The sequence below is a fragment of the Pediococcus ethanolidurans genome (genome assembly GCF_001437405.1).
Taxonomy (GTDB): domain Bacteria; phylum Bacillota; class Bacilli; order Lactobacillales; family Lactobacillaceae; genus Pediococcus; species Pediococcus ethanolidurans.
This window is the reverse complement of record NZ_JQBY01000012.1, coordinates 1-23,033: the sequence shown is the minus strand read 5'-3', so window position 1 is coordinate 23,033 and position 23,033 is coordinate 1. Positions and strand designations below refer to the sequence as shown.

The following is a 23,033-nucleotide window of genomic DNA, read 5'->3' as shown; positions in this document are numbered from 1 at the left end:
ATTTTACTACAGGCTTGTTTGATGTTTGATTAGTAAACTAATTAATAGTTCATTTGTTATTTATTCCTAGCATATTATACGGAGATAAATAAAGTGCCTTCATAATCAGTTGACAAACCGCTTCTTTAGATAAATTATCTGGTACTTCAATCCATGTTGTAATAATCGTCAAAATGACATTCGTAATCAATCTAATTGCGTACTTACTTGGAACATCCGGGCGAAAACTATTCGTACCCTTTACTCGTTTCAATTCTTGTAAAATAGCTTTTTGTAGTTTCTTAGTTATGGTTAAATAAAATTCCGAATCGCCATTGGGACCAAGTAAAAAACGCAATAACAATTTATTATCTGCAACGACATCAATCAAGTGCTGAATCACTGGATACGGTTCATCGGCAGAAAAATAACGATAATTCATCGCACCACTCATTTCATTATCTAAAATTGTCTGAATTTGATTCACTAACCGAGTCGTAATTTGATTAATTAAGTCATTTTTATCTAAATAATGTAGATAAAAAGTACCACGATTAATACCACTTGCCCTAGAGATATCACTAATGGAAATTTGAGAAAGTGGCTTAGTTTTACCAATTTTTAATAAAGCTTCGATAATTACAGTTTCCGTTTGTCTAAGTCGTTCTTGCTGTGTAGTCATGATTTCCCTCTTCCACAATCAAAGTAGTTTATTAGCATAACTTCAATTTACTCAACACTTTTCTTATTTTTGAACATTGAAATTGGACAGTGCCATGGTTTAATAAATACGTAAAATAATCAACACGGTGCTTATTATATTGAGATTTGGAGGAAAACACAATGACCAATTTTATTTCAGTTAAGAATGAGTTTAAAACTTACGGAACAGGTACACATGCAGTTACCGCAAACGAAGATATCAGTTTTGAAATCAAACAGGGAGAACTAACCATTATTCTCGGGGCATCTGGTGCGGGAAAATCCACCCTACTTAATGTTCTCGGTGGGATGGATAAGCTTACCAGTGGATCAGTTAATGTTAATGGTACTGAATTAGCTGATCTAAATTCTCGTGAATTAACAACCTATCGCCGTAAAAAGATTGGCTTCGTTTTTCAATTTTATAATTTAGTTCAAAATTTGACGACAGTCGAGAATGTCGAACTAGCCTCAGAAATCGCCGACAATGCCATGAATGCTGCTGAAGCTCTAACGGCGGTTGGTCTTGAAAGCAGATTACAAAACTTTCCCGCACAACTATCTGGGGGTGAACAACAACGCGCAGCAATTGCACGTGCCATCGCAAAAAATCCCGATTTATTACTTGCCGATGAGCCAACTGGGGCACTTGATTACAAAACTGGAAAGAAAATTTTACAACTTTTTCAGGATTTCACACATAAATACCATAAAAACGTTATTATCGTGACCCATAACAGTATGATTCGCCCGATGGCCAACCACGTTATTGAAATTGCTGATGGACAAGTTAAATCTGATACACGTAATGATGCGCCTACGCCAGTCGAACAATTAGAATGGTAGGGGCAAGACGATGAAAACAATTAATAAAAATATTAGACGCGAATTTAAAATGTCCATAGGCCGGTTTTTATCAGTTTCGGCTTTATTAATGCTTGGTGTTTTTGTTCTGATCGGCTTAAATGTCACTGGACCAAATATGCGACAAACCGCTCAAAAATATTATGAAAAAGAAAATCTTGCTGATGCAAAAATTACCTCAACAATCGCACTGAATCAAGCGGATCAACAATATCTAAAAAAGCGCAGCCAATTTAAAACAATTGAATTTGGTCATACCACAGACGTTCTGATCAAGGGATCAAATCATGCCCTGCGTGTTGAAACGACACCTCACTCACTATCAAAATTAGTTCTAACTAAAGGTCACAAGCCTGCTAATCGCCATCAAATTGTCTTAAGTGACAGCCTACGGGGTCAATATAAGTTAAACGAAACGATCACCATCAAAGCAGCAAAAAATAATCACAAATTGGCACTTAAACAGACCAAGTTCAAAATTGTTGGTTTCGCAACCTCAACCGAATATCTAAAGAAAGATAATGTTGGTAGTACCACTGCCGGTAGTGGTACACTATATGGCTTTGCCTACGTTAATAAACAAGCATTTTCCAGTAAAGAACCAAACGTCGCCCGTGTTGCTTTTAAGGGTGTCAGTGGTAGTGCTTATTCGGATAAATATGAAAAAAAGGCTGCCGAGATTGCTAAATCACTTCAAAAAAAACTAAATAAACATAACGATGCACGAATCAAAACGCGACACAAAACACTTAACGAAAATATTAACAATGCAACAAATAAGGTAACTACCGGAACTGTGGCCTTGAAAAAAGCCTCTGCAAAACTAAATACAACTCAAAAAAAATTAGCAACGCAACTAACCGCCGCCAAAGCTGCTAATAACACGGGGGCAATCGTACAATTACAAACTGCACAAACTAGATTAGATAAACAAAAAGTAAAAATTAAAACGCAACGGAAGGTACTTAACGCTACCAAAAGTAAAATCACTGCTGCAAAAACTAGTAGAAAACAACTTAACGATATTAGTTTAACCATTCAAAATCGTAATGATTATAATGCTGGTTATAACAACTACGGTGAGGATGCTCAACGAATTGATGCCTTAGGTAAATCCTTTCCCGTTTTCTTTTTCCTAATTGCTATTTTAGTCAGTTTTACAACCATGAGACGAATGGTCGAAGAAAAGCGTATTGAAATGGGTACCCTACGTGCTTTAGGCTACTCTAAGGGTGAAGTCATGCGCGAATTCCTAGTCTATAGTATTTCCACAGCACTAACTGGGACAATACTGGGTAGTCTGCTGGGCTTAGTTGCTTTACCACGAATTATTTTTCGAGCTTATACAGCAAATTTTACTTTTACCAATTTATTATTATCACTTCATCCTGGATATATTATCCTATCCTTCTTGATCGCTCTTTTCTCAACCGTACTAGCTTCGTGGTTAGCAGCCCATCAAGCACTAGAAACAATTCCAGCTGAATTAATGTTACCCAAACCACCAGCAAAAGGTTCAAGAATTTTATTGGAAAAAATTACGCCAATTTGGCGGCATCTCAGCTTTTCACATAAAGTTACTGCCCGTAATTTATTCCGTTATAAAGGGCGAATGTTGATGACGGTTGTGGGTGTTGCCGGAGCTACTGCACTAATGATCACCGGTTTTGGTATTCGTGATTCTTTGAATACTATCGTTGATCGTCAATTTGGCCAAATTAGTCAGTATGATCTGATCACTGCCTATAATCCTAATGCAACTGCTGCTAATGTTGCCAAGGCAAAAAAAGCAGTAACGAATTCTGATCAAATTCAAAAACATGCTAGTGCCTATTTTGCCGATGTTTATGCGACTAGAAAAAACGATTATGCCCGTGAGGAAATATCACTAATGGTGCCAACTAAGACAGCGACATTAGATCAATATATTAAGCTACGTAATTACAAAACTGACAAGAAGCTTCATTTTTCTAATTCTGGTGCGATTGTTTCCGAAAAACTAGCCAAATTACAAAATGCGACCGTTGGCGATCATATCGTAATTCATGATAGCGATGGCACTGCCCATAAAATTAAGATTGCTGGCATCACAACTATGTACGCTGGGCACTATGTTTATATGAACCGTGCCTATTACGCAAAAGTCTATGGTCAATCAGCACCTGATAACGCTTATCTAGTGAAATTGAAGCATGCAACCAATAAAAAGATTAATTCTTTTGCAGCGAACTTCAACCATCATGACGCTGCTGTTGAAACAATCCAGGCTCAGGAAGCTAAGACCACGATCACGAATATTTTAAATAATTTGAATAACTTAATTATTGTGTTGGTACTAAGTGCCTCCCTACTGTCACTGGTTGTTTTGTATACACTAACCAACATTAACGTTAGTGAACGTGTACGTGAACTGTCCACCTTAAAAGTTTTAGGGTTCTATCCACGTGAAGTATTAATGTATATTTACCGCGAAACTAATCTTCTTACTGGTGCTGGAATTATTGTCGGTATCGGAATCGGTTATGCTTTTCACGCCTATATTATGGAACTATTGCCACCAGCAACTGCAATGGTGGCCCCTGGTTTAACCTGGCTTAATGTTCTGATTTCCGTAGTCCTAACAATCATCTTTTCACTACTTGTTATGATCATGATGAATCATAAAATTCAGAGTGTTGATATGCTTGAGGCATTAAAATCAGTGGATTAATTTTAAAATATTTATCTAAATTGTAGATAATCATGTATTTCCATTTTTAAGTTTAGGACTAACTTTCAAAAACGTGATTCCAACTAGAGTTATTAACTGGTGTAATTCATCAAAGTAGATTGACTGTTAGCTACTTGTAGTTGCTCTGGTAAATTTCCACTCAATTTGCTGAAAGACAAAAACTTAATCTAATTTAATAACCCAAATAAATCTGCACACAACAAAAGATCGATCACTAGAAATTTTAATTAAGTGATCGATCTTTTTTATCTTTAAATTAGACTACTCATTCGTTCCATAACTATGTTTAGTTGGGAACAATGAGAAGCGTTCTGCTCGATAGACGTAACCGCCACTACCAAGGTTGGTTAACTTGACGTTGAAGATTTGTTTGTTAGTCTTGGCGTCATATTCAATCACGTTAGCCGCATCACCATTATCTAACCACCCAAAATCAATCAAACGATTCGTCGAGCTTAGATAGCGATTAGAACCAATAATATTCGCAAAGTTTTTACTACCAAGTGATTTTCCAAAACTGTCCACTTGTTTAATCGTCATATTCTTTTCATTAATCTTATACTCAACCCCTTCTGAATATTTCCCAGAAGAGTTAGCAAGCGATTTTTTAGTGTCCCCAACTGCAACATTATTATTAAAAATCAGTAGATTTAATGAATTTTTCTTTCCTAACGAATTAGGAGCTACAATAGCAGCATGTTGCCCACCTGGCCATGCAATTTTACCAGAAGCTTTTAGCAAATATTTACGGTATGATTTTGGCCAAGCAGAACGTTTTTTACCAGAAAGAATCCACTTAATTTTCTCTGTTTTATAATCAATCTTCATAACTAAGTTTTGATTACGACTAGAGATAATCAAACTCTTATCCGTTTTATCATAGTAAACCGAATTTTCATGGAACCAATCTCGTTTACCCATATATTTAGATGATTTGGTTGCCGTGTAATCTCTGTAGAATTTGCTTGGCAAAATGTTCTTCATATTAATAACTTTAGTAATTTTTCCTGTTTTATGAGAAATCACGATCATTGTATCTTCCACATAAGTTCGACCACCATCAGAAACCGTGGCAATTAAATCTTGATTGGGCAACTCAGTGACATCATGATGAATCTGATTATGATTTTGCTTTTTAGATCCCTTCGCTTTGCCCAAAGCTTTATGGTTCAAACGATACGTTCTGGTTACTTTACCTTCATAATTCATTTCAACCAACTCGTTAAAGTAGGAATTCGAGGCCTTCGATTTCGTCCAAATCAACAAATTACCATCACTCAGTTGTTTAAAGATATGCGATGTTGGACGTGTTGTGTACCAACGAATTGCACCATCCGCATCAATTCCAAACGAGTAATTTTTGGATTGCTTTTTACCAGAAATAGTCGTTCTGACCATAAACGTTAATTTAGCATTTCCTTTACCAGTTTCCATTTTCTTTTTATTAGCTTTAGTCACATTAATTTTTATCGATGATAACGAACTAGGAACCTTTGCGGTTTGAATTCGAATTGTTTTGGTAACCGAAGTGCCATTTTTATAAGTTACTTTTATTTTTACCGTATTATTATAGTCGGCATACAAACCTAAAATTTGAAGTGTATGTGATTTAGTATATTTATTAACCGTATTTGTAATAGATGTTTTGCTTGTTTTTCCAACTACCGTATAGCTAACCTTTGCAGCCTTACTGGTATGAAAGATTGCTACAGCAGTTAGTGGTGAAACTTTATACGGATTTAACTTGGTATAAATATTGTTAAGTGTGTATGTGCCACTAGTTGCTTTGCTTTTCAGACTTTTTGTAATACTCTTTTGAGAATTAACTTCGTTGTAAACGAGACGTGAATTAATATCTTTTTTAACGGCACTATCTGAGCGTACTTTACTTGTTGTGACTTGACTAGTTGTACTCGTTTTGGAAGTTTTATAGTAATAAGCAGCACCAACTATTATAAACGCCACGATGACAGCTATGAGCCACTTTATTTTTTTACGCATATCTCGCTTTCCCTTCATTCAAATTTTGATTTTGTTTAAGTAACAAGACCAGCATGGCTTTTACGCACTAACATCTGATGATTGTGCATTCAACAATTTGTCAGCAGCCTGAATGATTGCTTCGACTTCTTGAAGATCATTAACATACGTGCCACTTGCCAATGGGTGACCGCCTCCTGCAAACTGGCGAGCTAAACCATCCACCGGAATTGATTTTGAACGTAAATGGACTCGATATCTATTATCAGGGCTTTCAATAAACATTAACCACATTTTGACGTCTTCAAGTTTACCGGGTAATGACACAACAGGATCTTCTTCACCCCAGTTAAGACCGAAACTTTTTAAAACGTTTTGTGAAATCACCAAACAGCCCAGGCCATGTGCATTCACCGCAACATTACTCATCACAAATCCATACAACTGACTTGTTCGGGTATCAATAGCCGTTACTTGTTGACTAAGTCTTGCCACATCTACACCTAATTGACGTAAGGCAGCTGCTGTCATAAAAGTCTGGCTAGTTGTATCCGCCGTTGAAAAACCGACTGTATCTCCTATTATCCCCGCATATAAACTACTAGCCGTCTTCAAATCTAATGAAAGCTCCGACCGGTATGTTTGATACAACTCATAAATTAATTCTGCGCAACTAGAAGTCCCATCTTGAACCCAATTAATTTGTGCATAGGGATCTAAGTTTGGGTGGTGATCAATTTTAATGGTCGGTTTTACAGGCATCGGGCCGTCAATTCGCGCAAGGTTGGCACAATCGACTACAATGACCAAATCTTCAGGAGTAGGTAATTTTTTTAAACTCATTTCGGTACTTATCCAAGCAAGTGATGAACTGGGCGAACCAACTGCAAAAATTTGTTTTTTTGGAAACGAGATTCGCAACATTCGCGCTAATCCAGCTTGACTGCCAATCGCATCAGGATCTGGATTGACGTGACGGTAAATAAAAATTCGTTGATGTGCTTTAATTAGGGCCATAATTTTTGAATTCATTTTCCCAATTCATCTCCTTAGTTAATTAATCTGTTCAATTAATATATTTGTGTTCAACTAAATAATCAATGATTTGCTGTGCTGATGTCGCCAATGACTGTGTCGAGGTATCAATTGTGATTTCAGGATTTTGTGGCCTTTCATAGGGTGCATCAATCCCGGTAAAGCCCTTAATCTCACCACGTCTAGCCTTCTCATAAAGATGTTTGACATCTCGTTTTTCACATACTTCAATCGGGGTATCCACAAAAACTTCAATAAACTCACCGTCTCCCAAAATATTACGCACGCGATCACGATCGGCCCGATATGGAGAAATGAATGCCGTCAACGTAAGTGTTCCAGCATCAACAAATAGTTTGGAAACTTCACCAATACGGCGAATGTTTTCTTCCCGGTCTTTGGCTGAGAAACCTAAATTACTATTGAGGCCAAAACGAATATTGTCACCATCCAGAACATAAGTATTTAAATGATGTTCAAATAATTGTTTTTCAACTTCAACTGCAATCGTTGATTTTCCAGAACCAGATAAGCCAGTAAACCAAAGAACGGCACTTTTATGACCAAAATAGGACTGACGATCTTGTTTACTAATTTTGGTGTTTTGCCAAGTAATATTTTCTGATTTATTCATCCGTTCCTCTACTTTCTTTTCATGCCTTCAATTAATACACGGGCTACTTCTGGGCGAGAAACTTCTTTTGGTGGCACAATACCTGCTTTTAACATTGCCCGGACTTTTGTTCCACTCAATGAAATGTGATCTTCGGCACCATGAGGACAGGTTTTCCCTGTTGCCATTGAACCGCATTTTTTACAGTAAAATGAGTTCTCAAACTTGAAGAATTGCATCCCCATTTCGCTTTCGACGGAGGTAATCAATTCTTGAGCCTCATAAGTACCATAATAATCACCAACCCCGGCATGATCTCTTCCGACAATAAAATGGGTACAGCCATAATTTTTACGCACAATTGCATGCAATACCGCTTCACGAGGCCCAGCATAACGCATCGCGGCAGGATAAATGACTAGTCGAACGCGATCTTTTGGATAATAGTAACGTAAAATTTCTTGATAACTTTTCATTCGCACATCAGCAGGGATATCATCGGCTTTTGTTTCACCTACAAGTGGATTTAATAATAGGCCGTCGACACTCTCAAGAGCTGTCTTTTGAATAAACTCGTGAGCTCGATGAATGGGATTACGTGTCTGGAAACCGACAATCGTCTTCCATCCCAAATCATGAAACATTTTACGTGTTTCAATTGGTTCCATGTAATAATCACTAAAATCACCATGAGATGGCATTTTTAACAATTTAATCGGACCACCTAAATAAATATCTCCAGTATCGTACATTTTTTTAACACCAGGATGGGCTTCCTCCGTTGTACCATAAACTTTTTGTGCTTCTACTTTTTTGTCAGGCTGATACTTATCAGTTACGACCATCGTGCCATAAATCGTTCCGTTTGCATCTACTAAGGCAATTTTTTCGTTAAGTTGAATCTTAGCCGCATTTTCCTTTGAAACGGGAAGTGTAATTGGAATACTCCATACCACACCACTCGTTAAATGCATGGTGTTGACTACTGCATCATAATCAGCTTTTGACATGAAACCTTCTAGCGGACTAAAGCCACCAATTGCCAGTAATTCTAAATCAGAAATGTTCCAATTATTTATTGTTAACTTAGGTAAGTTTTCAGCTTTCGCAGTTGCTTTTGTAGATAGATCCTTTAAATTGACTAATTTTCCACCATGAGGTGTGATTCCATAAATTTTATCCATATTTTTTCTCCATTCTATTTTTGTTGTTAATACCATTACCTGCTTTACTGCAACTGGGCAATTTCTTTGGCGACTTCATGTTGATAATTTAGAAGCTGGTCGGGGTCATTGTCAGCTTCAATAAACTTGGTTATTTGCTGTTTCGTTTCAGGTTTGGCTAATGTTGACGCCAACACAATTAAATGTGGATGCTTATTAATCCGTTTTAGAACCTTTTGATAAGCTTGTGCTAGCTCTTCTTTCTTGCCTTCATCTTTTGTCATTGCTTCATCATCTAAAATTAAAATATTACGTGTATCTAAATTCATCTCTTCACTAACTGTCAACAACATTTCAACGAGTTCACTATCCAGTGCATCGCCAATTCCCCACAGCGGTTTTGTTTTGGCGGCATGCCGAATATAATTATTCAAATTTTCCTTTAATTCTAAATAATCATAATCATTAGGATAATTATTAGACATTTGCTGATCGTTACTTCGTTTTTGTTTAACTGCCATCAATAGCTTATGCATTCGGTTCGTCTGCTCATCATCCATTTGAACGTCTTGTTGTTTCAATAATGCATTAACCGCATTGATTTGCGTTGTATTCGAGCCGTAAACAAAAACAGTTTTACTCTTGATTTTGACATTAAAATCACGATATAAAGATCCGTACTTTTTAACATAACGATCCGTTAGCTCATTAATTTGGTGATCAAAGTCATCCGAAGTTAAAAAGTCATCATCATTTGCCGCCTTAACGCCTAATAAATAAAGTTTCTTAACATCATCTTCAAGCTCTTTCTCGTTTTTAAACTCTTCCAAACTTTCACCACTGTCACTTTTTTGAAGTGCTGGATCAATAAAACCATCAATTTTGGCTTCTAATGCTTGTTCATCTTTCGGCCATGGCAAGTCTAACTGGGTTGAAATTCGATGTAAGGTTGGCATTGTTTTATGAAATAAATCTTCATAACTAACGACCAATCGCGGATGTCCCTTGGTATCACGCAAGGAAAGTAATGTCCGAACTTGCCATTGTCGCAAAGCAAGCACTTTGTTTCGATGCCAGGCTCTTGAATTTGAGGCCACAACATCAAGCGGATTTCGAATTAGAATAATTTCAGCGGGTTTTACTTTCACATCCGCTAATACATGTTGCCATAACTCAATGTAATCGTTCATTCGTGGATCCTTAATAACTAAATACTGTTCTTTTTGAAACTTATTCGTTAAATATCTAGTCAACGTTGTTCGATCTTTTTTAATTCTCGGACTGTCATAATAACCTTTAAACGCAGGTCGATAGCGAATTTTTCCACCCAGCGATTTATGAAAGTTAATGACATCTTTATTTTCAAAATAGCCTTTGGGATTAATGCGTTTACTGGGTGCTAACAAATTATCCGTACCCAACGAAATGCCCATAAAGTTAATACATTTAGTTAAAACTGACGTTCCGGAACGTCCGCTTCCTAACACTAAAACTGCACGCTTAGAACGTAAACTGGGGAAAAATCGTTGTAAAAATTGAATTGCCATTTGCATCTTCCTATCTATTTTTTAATTTTTAGTTACCGTTTCTAATGCTTTTACATAACAACATAAACGTAATAGGTGACAAAAACACAAATCACCATACAAATCATATTAAGGGGGATTCCTACCTTAAAATAATCTGTAAACTTATAGTGTCCCGGTCCATACACAATTAAATTAGTTTGATAACCGATGGGGGTCGAAAAGTCGGCCGTTGCCGCAATCGTAATTACCATAGCCAACATCATAACCGGTAAATCCATATATTTAGCCGCTGACACAATCACCGGAAACATTAACGAAAGAGCTGCTGCATTTGACAAAAGTGCCGTCAAAAAGTTAGTTATGAAATACAATAAAAACATATACAAGATGGGATTTGTCGTCCCCGTAACCAAGGTCAGTTGTTTGGCAATAAACTTATCCGCCCCAACATTAGACATAGCTAATCCAAGTCCATAACTACTTGCCACAAGGAACAATACATTCATATCAACGGCCCGCGGCACATCTTGAACGGTAATGCATTTAGTGAGAAACAAAATGACACAAATTGCTGCCAAGGCAACAAAAAGATCAGCAATTCCTAACGTTGAAATCACAATAGCAACAACCAACAAAAGCACTGGTAAGAAATCTTTATAGCTTTTTTTATTTGTTTTAGTTAACCGCTCATTAAAAACATGTAAATCTTTCATTGATCCTAGCTGTTCTGGTTCATTAGTGGTAATGGCGACCAGATCATCCCCGGCCTTTAAGCTAATTTGACCAATTTGACCGCTTAACTTAGCCGAATCACGATGAATGGCAACAATTACACCACCATAAACGTCACGAAAGTTAGATGACTTAACTGTCTGATTTACCAGTGCTGAATTATCGGGAATGGATAACTCAACGATATGTGCGTGTTCATTGGTGACATCAACCATATCGATTTTTTCGGTGCTTGGTTGCAGCCCTGGAATTTGAAGCAAATCATTAATTTCTTTTACTGAACCGGTAAAATAAAGTTTGTCATGTAACTTTATCGTCATATCCTCATTAACCGGTACAATTGGTTGGCCATCACGATTAATAGCAACAAGAAAAACATGCTCTAAGTTACGTAAACCTGCTTTACTAACAGATTTATTTATAAATGGGAAATCCGCATCAACTGACATTTCAATAAGATAATCATTCGGTGATTGAATAACGCTATCCACATTGCTATTTTTATAATTTGGTAAAATTCGATAACCAATTGTCAGTAAGTACAACCCACCAACCACCGTAATTGGAATTCCAATCACTGCAAAATCAAAGAATCCAAACTGCTGAAGATGATATTTAGAAAGCAAACCTTGAGCAACTAAATTAGTTGAGGTTCCAATCACTGTAATGAGTCCGCTAAGAATTGTGATGTAAGATAAAGGAATTAAAAATTTTGAAATTGATAAATGCTTTTCCTTACACCACTTTTGAACCATTGGGGTAAGCGTTGAAACAATAGGGGTATTGTTCATAAACGGTGAAAATAAACTGACCGTCGTGAGTAACCGTAGTAAGGAACGTATTTCTGATTTGCCACTTCCCAAAACACGATCAAAGAAGTGGGTAATCACATTACTTTTGGCAATCGAATAGGCGATGATATACATTAGACCAATCGTAGCTAAACCATCATTAGCAAAACCTTCTAAAGCATCATCCGGAGACAAGATTCCAATGACCATCAAAAAAACAAGCGCACATAAAATAATGGCATTAGGTGTTGTGATTTCCATCGCCATCAGAATAAATGTAACGGCCAAGGTTACTAGAACAATTGCAATTTGCAAAGTCGTGTTAGATCAACTCCATTTCTAAAAAATTATGATGATAATCATAGAATGAAAGTAGAACTCCCCAACCGCGAATTTTTTAAAGACTTTTTAAACAGTAATTACTAATAACATTGAAGAAAATTGTAATATAGACATATGAACTAACGTGGTAGATAAATTGAGGATTTAGCACGAAGTTTCATCAAATTTGAATTCTTCGTGAATTGCTAATTAAAACAATTAGATAACATTTATTTTTGGACAACAAAAAACAGAGACAAAATCCCAATTGATTTTGTCTCTGTCTTGTTGATAGCTGCATTTAGTTTTAATCACAAAAATGTTTATGGTAATAGAATTAGATAAAAATGTCGTCTTCCAGCAAATTTGGGCTGGAACGTAGTGTGAGTTCTTGCGGCTGATTTTTGCCACAAGAATCGACATCGTACGGAGTATCAAGATTTTTGGAACGAAAATCATTCTTCTTTACGTAGTAGTGGGCACGACTTGAAGCTGCAAGAGCTCATACTCTGTTCCGACCAACTGAACCACAAGACAACAGTTAGACTATTTTTTTACGTTCCGTTGTTTAACAACAGTTATTGAAATAATTTTGATACTTTCAGCCTGTGTTTTTAATTATTCCACTTCAAATTCATTTAGATAAACACTAATTGGTTGTAGCGCCTCTGCCTCATAACGACGTTTAAATTCAACAATTTCAGTTGCTGAATTAGTTGCAGGATCTAATTGCAGATCCTCAGCCGGCAATGGTCGGTTTGCCCGAATCTTAACATCAATCACAACTGGACCATCTGCCACAACCGCCTTGTCAAACGCGGCAATTAATTCTTGGTGCGTTTTAACTGAAATGCCTGTCGCTCCCATTCCATTTGCAATCATCGCAAAATCCGCACCTTGCAAATCGACACCATAAAATTTTTGCTTTTCATCTTCTTGCTCATCTTTAATAAAACCGAAATTTTCATTTGAAAAGATAACATTAATAATAGGCAATTTTTCTTTAACCTGTGTTAAGACGTCTTGCATCACCATTGCAAATGCGCCATCTCCAGCCAAATTAAAGACCTGACGTTCTGGATAAGTTAATTTTCCGGCAATGGCCGCCCCAATTCCGTAACCCATTGTGGCAAACAACGCTGAAGTTGTAAATTTTTGGTTAGGATTCATATTTAAGAATCGCAAACTATTCATGGTGACGTCCCCAACATCAACGGCAAACACATCATTTCCGGTAGCAATTCGATTAATCTGTTTAAAAACTGACCCAACTTCTAGCGGTTCAGTTGTTTTGTCAGCCAACTGTTGCAAATAAGCACGCCAATTTTTCATATTAGCCACACACGCATCATAAAAGCGGCGATGGGTAATTTCATCGCTTTGTGCGACCAGTTGTTTCATTGCTTTTTTTGCGTCACTCAGCAGCGGTACATCAACGTTATGACGTTTTCCAATTTTGGCAGCATCAATATCAATTTGAATGAATTTAACTTGTGATTTGAACAAATTCTTTGTACGTCCAAACGGAAAATCTGCCCCAATCATCACAATCAGATCAGCTGCTTCCAGCGTTTCATTTCCCGGCTTAGTTGCCACTCGATACGCTGAACCCATATTGGCCTCAAAATCGTCTGGAATCGTTCCCTTAGAAATAGATGACATAACTACTGGTAGTTTTAAGTGCTTAGACAAAGAAATCAATTCTTCTGTCGCACCTTTAACCCCAATGCCAGCAAAAATTATCGGTCGTTTGGCCTGTTTAATTAATTCCAGTGCTTGTCCAATTAACTGTTCATTCGGTTCAGGCAGTAGCGGTTGCACATAGCTATGCCCGGAAGACCAAAAGTCTGTTGAAATTTCTTGTTTTCCCAGATCATTCGGAATGGTGACTACTGCCACCCCGTTCTCTTTGTATGCTCGTCGAATCGCCTCATCCACAACGTGTGGTAAACTTTCCGCCGTCATCACCGTTCGATTATATACGGAAACATCCGCAAACATAGGGTTTTCGTTCATCTCTTGGAAAGAATCCCAGTTCATGTCTCCCGTTCCTACCTGCCCAATCAACGCTAGAACAGGTACGTGATCCATTTGTGCATCATACAATCCATTAAATAAATGGGTAGCACCTGGGCCAGCCGAACCAAAACAAACACCAATCTTTCCAGTTAACTTGGCATGGGCGGTGGCTGCAAATGCACCAACCTCTTCATGACGAACTTGAATATAATCAATTTTTTCTTTTTCAACACGTAACGCTTCCATTGTGCTATTAATTGATCCACCAGGAATGCCATAAACTTGCTGAACATCCCAATCTTCAAGTACCTTCATCATTGCAATGCCAGCATTAATTGTTTCACCCATAATAAGTCCTTCTTTCTTAAATTGCTATTATTGTAGTCATAACCGTATACCTATAGTGACAGTATCTCATGAACTGAATGGGTGTGTAAAAGGAAACGATCTCACAAAAAAATAAACAACCTATTTTTCAAGCAAAACAAAAAAGACCGGAAAAAATTAATTTTTCCTAGTCTTTTATTAGTCAGTAACCTTAATACTCAAATCAACTTTTTGATTCTAATTATATAGTCTGTAAGATTAACCAAATATTTAAAATAATCAAAACAACCGCCGCAATCCATGCACAGACATTAACCCACATCCGGTTTGCGAACTCACCCATAATTTTTTTACTACCGGTAAAAATAATTAGTGGAACCATGGCAAACGGTAACGCAACACTCAAAAACACCTGTGAAAATGTCAGCAAGTTTTCGATTTGTGACTCATTACCGTGATAGTAAATGGCAAATCCCAATACAGGAATAATGGCTAGTAATCGGGTTAACAAACGTTGTGCCCATAATGGCATCCGTAAGCGAATGAAACCTTCCATAATAATCTGACCAGATAAGGTTCCAGTAATTGTGGAGCTTTGACCTGAAGAGAGTAAGGCGATTGCAAATAACATACTTAATACCGGACTTGCAACAGCACCAACAATTTTTGAATTACCCAATGCGTTATATAAATCAACAAAACGACCTAAATCTGAATTAGTTCCAAAAAATAAGGCAGCTCCCAAGATTAAAAGCAAGCAGTTAACAACAAAAGCCATCGTTAATTGCATATTAGAATCAGCTACCGTATAGCGAATGGCACTACGCACACTCTTATGATCGTTGCGATCAAAGTTACGGGTCTGTGAAATTGATGAACCAAGATATAAATTATGGGGCATAACAGTTGCACCCACAATACCCAAGCCAATATATAGCATTGATTGGTTTTCAATTAAATCTTTGCCTGGCACAAACCCACGGAGAATTTCTGGGACATTTGGTTGTGCTAAAATAACTTCATATAAGAAAACAAACAAGATTACAGCAACCAAGGTAGCTACAATTGCTTCAATTTTTCGAAATCCTAGTTTCATTAACAGCAATAGAAGTAAAACATCAAATGCCGTAATGATAATACCAACAATCAGTGGAAATCCAAACAGCAATTCTAACGCAATCCCTGATCCAATGATTTCCGCAATATCGGTGGCCATAATGGCTAGTTCTGTAATAATGAATAATACAACACCACCGAGTTTGGAAGTCTTCTCACGGGTAAGCTGCGCTAAATCACGACCTGTTACAATCCCCAACCGGGCAGCCATTGCTTGCAACAGCATTGCGATCAAACTTGAAATCAAAATAACACTGATTAATCGATATTTAAACTGAGCTCCACCAGAAATTGAAGTAATCCAGTTACCTGGATCCATATACCCAACTGAAACTAAAACTCCCGGGCCTAAGTAAGCCAAGAATGTTTTTAGGACACCAGCATTTTGAGGAACTTCTACACTTCCATTGATTTCATCTAAAGATTTACTCGCACCACCTGTAGATGAAATAATATGATGTTCTTTGTGTCCTGAGAGCGAACCCTTTCGTGCCAACTTTCCTTTTTGAATCTTCACTTCTTTAATATTATCTTGGTTGTCATTTTTTGCCATGGCATTTCCTCTTTTCTAACATTCTCAAAATTCAATCTCTGAATTATCGAACTACGATTACGGAAACGTGTGCCCGTTTTGCAATTCTTAATCCTACTGCTCCTGGTACACGGTGGCTTGCTTCTTCTGTATCAGATCCACAAACAATTAAATCAGGTTTAAACTTTGGAATAACGCGTTCTAAAATTACATCATCTACATCGCCTGCACCCACTGTTAAGCCTGTGACATGTTCTGCTCCCAGTTTTTCAGCAATTGTCATGTAGTCTTCAACGGTTTGGCGAACATCGTTTTCTTTTTTGTCCATTTTTCCTGGTGTCATCACATCGAAAATGTTCACATCATCGTCTTCTAAAACGGACACAATACATAATTCAATCTGATAATCATGAGCCATCGTGGCAGCGTAACGAAACGCTCGAATCGATGAATTGGGATCATCAGCATCCACAGTTAACAACACACGACGGAAAATAAGTGGTCGACTTAACTCACTTGTTTGCATAATAAACCTCCTCGTCTCAAAAAAAGTCACTTTCAAAATATCATAATAAACACATATTTAATTGTTTGCAGATTTTTACCACCTAGATGATCGTAACACTTAAAACAATAAAATTCTACAAAAAGATGAACATAAATTAAAAAAAAGTGAATATTAGTTCAATTTAAGTTTAGGTGTCCCTTAATTAGCAAAAGGCTTTTAGTTTACAGCAAAAAAACATTTGATCAAGAATTGACCAAATGTCTTTTATAAATCTTCAATTAACTAATTTTTTGCCAATGTTACTTTTTTAACTGCTTGTTTACGCGTGCTCCGATTAACAATAACTGTTACTAAGGCAACCGCGGCTAGCACACTCAAAATAACATAATCAATTTCTGATCCATGACGAGTTTCCGCCACAACTGAACCACCATGCAACTCTAAAGAACTCACAACTGAAGCCAAAATTACGGTTCCCATGGCACCAGCATATTGCTGCATCATGTTAAACAAAGAATTAATGTCTCCTCGTTTTTCCGGCACAACTTGTTGACTGGCCGCACCCATTACATTTCCAAAACTGAATGCAACGCCAATTCTAAGAATAACAAATAATGCTAAAAGAATCATTGAAGTCATCACGTTGTTTAAGAAGAAGAACAGGACAACAGATGCTAATAAGCAAATATTTCCGATCATCAATGGTAAAAAAGCACCCTTTTTATCCATAATGGCACCTGTACTTGGTGAAATAATCGCACCAATTAAAGCTCCAGGTAACACTAAGAGTCCTGCGACCATTGAACTTTGTTTTAAGTTAACCTCAGCAACCATTGGTAATAACCAGGAAATACCAATATTTACAAACGCTAACACAAAGTAGTTAACTAAATGAAGCCAGACCGCCTTTTTCTTCAACAAGCCAAAATCTAAAACTTCACGGCTGCTCTTGGAATTGTACCAAGCATAACTAGCCAATAGCAAAATTGAAATAACCAGAGAAATCCAAAAAGCACCTGACGTCCAACCTGCAAGTCCAGCTTCATTAAAGGTCCAAACAAACCCAATTAAAACTAAACTCAACCAAACCATACCAGCACTATCAAATGAAAGCTTTTCACCATCTTTATGTTGCACAGGAATATTTATACTGCTCATTCCCATAATAAGCACAACAATACTAAGAGGTAAAACTACCCAGAAAATCCAACGCCAGTTAATTAATGTATTTAATATACCACCATATGTCGGCCCTAAAGCTGGTGATAATGATGTCAACATGCTAGCAACCCCATTATAGGTTCCAACGTGTTGACTCGGAATTTTGACATTAATGATTTGAAACATTAATGGCGTTGCTAATCCAGTTGCAATCGCCTGAATCATTCGTCCAATCAATAAAATCCAAAAGGTTTCTGCAATTGCACACACAATGGACCCCACGATAAACGCTGTTGCGGAAAAGATAAAAATCGAACGAAATTTAAACTTCCGCATAATAAACGCCATTGCTGCCATCATAATTGTCACAAGTAATAGGTAGGCTGTTGTAATCCACTGAACCGTACCAACACTCACGTTGAACTGATTACTTAACGTATTCATCGTAACGTTTAACGAAGTTTCTACCAAAATACCCATAAATGAGATCATTCCAGCTGAAACAATCGCCAGCTTTGTTCTCAATGAAATCTTGTTTTCATTCATCTTGTTGCCCATCTCCTCAATCTATTCTGTTATTTAATAAAATATGAATAATTTCAAAATACAAGGGCACATACAGCTTGGCATCGCCTTGCTGTCGTGTCCTTGAATAATCTTATTAATTTTTATACTGCTAATTTTAGTGAAGTGCCTTTTTCCGCTGAGCTTTAGGACCGTTCGCCAGAGCAACCTTCTAAACATAACTATGATTCCTGCGGGATTGCGATCCCGCATACGTCACGGTTAGACCCGTCTCTGCCTGTCTTTTTCCGCTGAGCTCTAGGACCGTTCGCAGGAGCAACCTTCATCGTCTGATGATTCACCAAATCCTGAATCGTCTTCGGATGACTATAAAACGCCGGCATCGGCGGAATTATCTGCGCTCCCACCTTCGCCAACTTCGTCAAGTTTTCCAAATGAATCACACTCAATGGTGTCTCTCTTGGCACAATTATCAGTTTTCTTTGTTCCTTAATCGCAACATCCGCAGCGCGCGCAATCAAATTATCGCCAATTCCATACGCAATCGTTGCCACCGTCTTCATACTTGCCGGCACAATCACCATACCATCATTCAAAAACGATCCACTCGCAATTGCCGCTCCCTGATCATTAATATGATAAACCTTGTCAGCCAACTCATTAATCTGACTCAGTGAATAATCTGTCTCTAACTCCAAATTTTTTTTGCCCACTGACTCATCACCAAATGAACCTCCACATCATCCAATCGATGCAATTTTTCCAACAAGTCAATTGCATACACCGTGCCCGAAGCACCCGTAATTCCGACGATAATTTTTTTCATGTTTGCACCTTCTTACGTTAAAATTTTTACTTAAAAAAACTTTACTCAAAAACCGGTCGCTCGCTCAAGCATCCTATTTCAAATACTTTTCCCAGTCCTTCACTTCTTTAAACTGAGCACGTTCAAATTGATCCTTCATATCAAATGGCACCGTTCCATCAATGACTAACTTAGATGACATTCCTCGTGTCCGAATTGATTTGGGATCATACTCCGGACGTTCTGATGGATCCAACGGATGGTTACGCATTCCTGGCAACACCATAATATCTTGGTCTGCTTGAAAACGGGTATTAATTGTCCACACCACATCATTCATATCAAAAATATCTACATCTTCATCAACCAAGAATACCGTCTTCAGTTCCTTAAACGACGAAAATGCCAATAATGCTGCCTGACGTTGAATACCTTCATCTGCTGCATTATCCTTATGAATCTGCATAATGGTCATCAACTTACCACCACCTGCAGGAGGATTATAGACATTCAAAACTTTTCCGGGAATTGCTCGGTTAGTTAAGGACAAAATACTTGCTTCAGTTGGAATACCTGCCATGCTGACATGTTCTTCTGAAGGCCCAATCACACTTTGCATAATGGGATCTTTTCGATGCGTAACAGCAGTAACTTTAATAACTTGCAATGCAGGATTAGCATCACCATCATAACCAGGAAATTCTGGCATTGCCTTGCCTGTATGGGTATTGATGTCTTCTTGAATGCGTTCGTTAGGCATGATATAACCTTCCAAAGTATATTCAGAACGAGCAATTGCCTTTTCATCAACCGTTAATCCCTTAACTAGTTGAACCGGTTCTTGACGAATGGCACCAGCAACACCTAATTCGTTATAACCTAGTGGTGTTGTAGGTGGCTCAAAAGTTGCCCCAATGGTAATTGCGGGATCCAAACCAATGTTAATGGTGATTGGCATTGGTTTGTTCATTTTTTCATATTCTTCAGCAAATTTACCAATGTGACGACCACCAGGCATGATATAAATTCCTAATTTGTCTTTGTCTTCAAGGACCATTCGGTGAATTGTCACATCACTCATAGTTTTATCAGGGTTAGAACCGTAGACAACACCAACCGTAATATAAGGACCAGCATCTCTTGGTGTGTTAGTAGGAGCTGCTACTAGTTTACGAATATCAAAGTCTGCATCTGTAGATTTATGCACAACTTCATGAGTTGGTGCATCTGCTTCATCAACCATTACAGGATCTACCGGATTTTCCACGGAATCATTTAAAAATTGACCAAGGGTGTGATAATCATGATGAAACATCTTACCAACCCGTTTACGGCTTGCCATCAATCCCATTAAAACACGAGTGTCCGGAAAACCTTTGACGTTGTTAAACATCATTGCTGGACCTTCTTGCGTTGGTCGTTGCACAGTTCCACCAGCACCAATATAACGGTAAACGCCAGATAATTCAGCGTCTGGATCAACTTCTACATTTGTTTCATGATATTGACCTGGCTCTTTTTTTAATTCATCAAGAACCTTACGCAAATCATAAACATCTTTTTTTGCCATAGTTAATAACCTCCAATTTATAAAACTCTCAAAATTTCATTAACACTGAAATCTTTTTACATTTTTAATTATATGAGTGCAATTACTTGCGAACAAATCGGGTTTCGACTAGCATTATTCCCAACAGGAATATACAATGTAGCTTAATAACGCTTATTCCCCGGTATCATGCTGTTTCAATTTTTGATAATACGCAAAAATAAGCAATAAAATGTGTAGTATGTCCCCAAAATGTCCCCAAGACTAAAATGAATAAAAGCCTCACCAGAATTAATCTGATGAGGTTATTTTATTTGATCCATTTAGACTAAATTAAGTAAATTGCATATACACACCTTATTTATGAAATAAACTAGTATTCAAAGTAATTAAATACTAGTTTTTAAAAAATTATCAATATCTATTAAAATGGTGTGAGATATTATTTTGATACATGTTATAAAATATAACATAAAGTATTGACTTCAATCATGCACTTCATGTACTCTCTTTTTATAGAGAGGAAGAAAATATTATGAACGTTACTAACACTTTATTTTTAATTATATCTAGTATATTAGTCCTATTTATGACTACTGGCCTTGCCTTTTTTTATGGCGGCTTAGTGTCACAAAAAAATGTTGTTAACACAATGTTATCTGTATTTATCATGACGGGAATTGCAATTATTCTCTGGATATCAGTTGGATACAGTTTATCCTTTGAAGGTAACATTTATGGAATCATTGGGAACTTACATAATTTCTTTATGAATAATATACGTACGGGATCTTTAAATGACCAAAAAATTCCGACTATGGTTTTTTCTGGCTTTGAAATGACATTTGCTATTATTACACCAGCATTATTTGTTGGATCAATTGTTGGTAGAATTAAATTTAACTTCCTGTTAAGCTTTTTAATTCTTTGGTCAGTATTGATTTACTATCCAATGGTTCATTTAGTTTGGAGTTCACAAGGACTTTTAGCAGGGCTTGGAATTTTAGACTTTGCTGGTGGAACTGTTGTTCATATCAATGCCGGTATTACGGGATTGATTCTATCAGCTGTTCTTGGAAAAAGAATTAAGCCTTCTAATACCCATTACAGTTTGCCTTGGGTTCTGATTGGTACCGTAATTCTTTGGATTGGTTGGTATGGATTCAATTCTGGTTCAGCATTAGGCATTAGTAATATTGCTGTCCAAGCAGCTATGACAACTACAGTCTCAACTGGTTCTGCAATGGTTACCTGGATGATTCTAGATATGATTATTTCAGGAAAGCCAAATTTGGTTGGTGTTTGTACCGGTACTCTCTGCGGACTGGTTGGAATTACACCAGCTTGTGGATTTGTGACGCTTGCTGGTTCTTTCTGGATTGGTATTTTTTCTACCTTGTCTAGTTATATTTTTATTCATTATTTCAAAGACAAAATCGGTATAGACGATACACTTGATGTTTTTGGTTGCCATGGTATTAGCGGTATCACTGGTAGCATTTTAGTTGGATTATTTGCTACTAAATATGTAAATCCTATCATATCTCATAATGGTCTCTTCTATGGTGGAGGGTGGTACCAAGTAGGTATTCAAGTATTAACTACCGTAATAACAATTATTTTTGTCTCTGCTATGACATTTATTATCATTAAGGTCCTCTGCTTATTTATACCGATGCGTGTTGAACCTAAGAAAGAAAAGATAGGATTGGACAAAAGTGAACAAGGTGAAGAAGCAGATTATACTGTAAACATCAGTAATCAATTGGCTAATTCTCATTCATATGTAAGTATGCATAAACCAGATTAAAGGGATCGATATTTAAAGGACACAATTTAAAAGATGCTTATTAGTAAATATTAAGCTGCTGAGCCATACTACATGTTAACGAAAATAAAAAGTCCCACCACCAATCAAGGTAGTGGGACTTTATAAATTAAATAACAAACTTTATATTTTTATCAGTTAAAACATAAAAGTTTATTTGTGAATGGTTATTACAAAATCTGTAATAACCACTGGATTGAAGTCAATATTTGAGACAGATTTT

General features: G+C 37.0%; 15 protein-coding genes and 1 pseudogene. 3 read left to right on the top strand and 13 right to left on the bottom strand.

The features are described from left to right. Positions 1 to 49: 49 nt before the first annotated feature. Positions 50 to 661, bottom strand: a complete 612-nt coding sequence (locus tag IV87_RS06280) for a TetR/AcrR family transcriptional regulator (RefSeq protein WP_057806482.1) — start codon at positions 659 to 661, stop codon at positions 50 to 52. A gap of 161 nt (positions 662 to 822) precedes the next feature. On the opposite strand from IV87_RS06280, the gene IV87_RS06275 reads away from it, so the two are divergent. After that, positions 823 to 1,527 (top strand): ABC transporter ATP-binding protein, encoded by a 705-nt coding sequence (locus tag IV87_RS06275; RefSeq protein ID WP_057806479.1) that lies wholly within the window; start codon positions 823 to 825, stop codon positions 1,525 to 1,527. A gap of 10 nt (positions 1,528 to 1,537) precedes the next feature. After that, the gene (locus IV87_RS06270) at positions 1,538 to 4,255 is read left to right on the top strand and encodes an FtsX-like permease family protein (protein WP_057806477.1); all 2,718 of its coding nucleotides are present in this window, start codon (positions 1,538 to 1,540) and stop codon (positions 4,253 to 4,255) included. 282 nt (positions 4,256 to 4,537) lie between these two features. Here IV87_RS06270 and IV87_RS06265 read toward each other — a convergent pair whose 3' ends face one another. The 12 genes and pseudogenes from IV87_RS06265 to IV87_RS06210 form a co-directional block, all read right to left on the bottom strand. Beyond that, complete coding sequence (locus tag IV87_RS06265; RefSeq protein ID WP_057806475.1) at positions 4,538 to 6,277, bottom strand: aryl-sulfate sulfotransferase; 1,740 nt, start codon at positions 6,275 to 6,277, stop codon at positions 4,538 to 4,540. Positions 6,278 to 6,337: 60 nt separating this feature from the next. Beyond that, positions 6,338 to 7,288, bottom strand: a complete 951-nt coding sequence (locus tag IV87_RS06260) for a DHH family phosphoesterase (RefSeq protein ID WP_057806473.1) — start codon at positions 7,286 to 7,288, stop codon at positions 6,338 to 6,340. A 34-nt stretch (positions 7,289 to 7,322) separates the two neighbouring features. After that, positions 7,323 to 7,925: an adenylyl-sulfate kinase gene (gene cysC / locus IV87_RS06255; protein WP_057806471.1), complete on the bottom strand. Its 603-nt coding sequence runs from the start codon at positions 7,923 to 7,925 to the stop codon at positions 7,323 to 7,325. Positions 7,926 to 7,933: 8 nt separating this feature from the next. Continuing rightward, positions 7,934 to 9,088 (bottom strand): sulfate adenylyltransferase, encoded by a 1,155-nt coding sequence (gene sat / locus IV87_RS06250; protein ID WP_057806469.1) that lies wholly within the window; start codon positions 9,086 to 9,088, stop codon positions 7,934 to 7,936. Between the two features lie 44 nt (positions 9,089 to 9,132). Next, positions 9,133 to 10,614: a sulfotransferase family protein gene (locus IV87_RS06245; protein ID WP_057806467.1), complete on the bottom strand. Its 1,482-nt coding sequence runs from the start codon at positions 10,612 to 10,614 to the stop codon at positions 9,133 to 9,135. A 50-nt stretch (positions 10,615 to 10,664) separates the two neighbouring features. Next, positions 10,665 to 12,434 carry an SLC13 family permease gene (locus IV87_RS06240; RefSeq protein WP_236698978.1) on the bottom strand — a complete coding sequence of 590 codons (1,770 nt, stop codon included), beginning with the start codon at positions 12,432 to 12,434 and terminating at the stop codon, positions 10,665 to 10,667. A 624-nt stretch (positions 12,435 to 13,058) separates the two neighbouring features. Next, positions 13,059 to 14,807 (bottom strand): pyruvate oxidase, encoded by a 1,749-nt coding sequence (spxB, locus tag IV87_RS06235; protein WP_057806465.1) that lies wholly within the window; start codon positions 14,805 to 14,807, stop codon positions 13,059 to 13,061. Positions 14,808 to 15,027: 220 nt separating this feature from the next. Further along, complete coding sequence (locus tag IV87_RS06230) at positions 15,028 to 16,455, bottom strand: Nramp family divalent metal transporter (RefSeq protein ID WP_082623533.1); 1,428 nt, start codon at positions 16,453 to 16,455, stop codon at positions 15,028 to 15,030. A 43-nt stretch (positions 16,456 to 16,498) separates the two neighbouring features. Next, on the bottom strand, positions 16,499 to 16,960 hold the full coding sequence (locus IV87_RS06225; RefSeq protein WP_057806463.1) for a universal stress protein: 462 nt from the start codon (positions 16,958 to 16,960) through the stop codon (positions 16,499 to 16,501). A gap of 264 nt (positions 16,961 to 17,224) precedes the next feature. After that, entirely contained in the window at positions 17,225 to 18,649 is a 1,425-nt protein-coding gene (locus IV87_RS06220; protein ID WP_057806462.1) for an MFS transporter, read from the bottom strand. A 200-nt stretch (positions 18,650 to 18,849) separates the two neighbouring features. Then, positions 18,850 to 19,454, bottom strand: a pseudogene (locus IV87_RS06215) (UbiX family flavin prenyltransferase). Between the two features lie 73 nt (positions 19,455 to 19,527). Next, positions 19,528 to 21,003, bottom strand: coding sequence for a UbiD family decarboxylase (locus IV87_RS06210; protein ID WP_057806460.1), 1,476 nt, complete (start codon positions 21,001 to 21,003; stop codon positions 19,528 to 19,530). A gap of 514 nt (positions 21,004 to 21,517) precedes the next feature. Between IV87_RS06210 and IV87_RS06205 the strand changes: the two genes are divergently transcribed. Then, complete coding sequence (locus IV87_RS06205) at positions 21,518 to 22,792, top strand: ammonium transporter (protein WP_057806459.1); 1,275 nt, start codon at positions 21,518 to 21,520, stop codon at positions 22,790 to 22,792. The last annotated feature ends 241 nt before the right edge of the window (positions 22,793 to 23,033 follow it).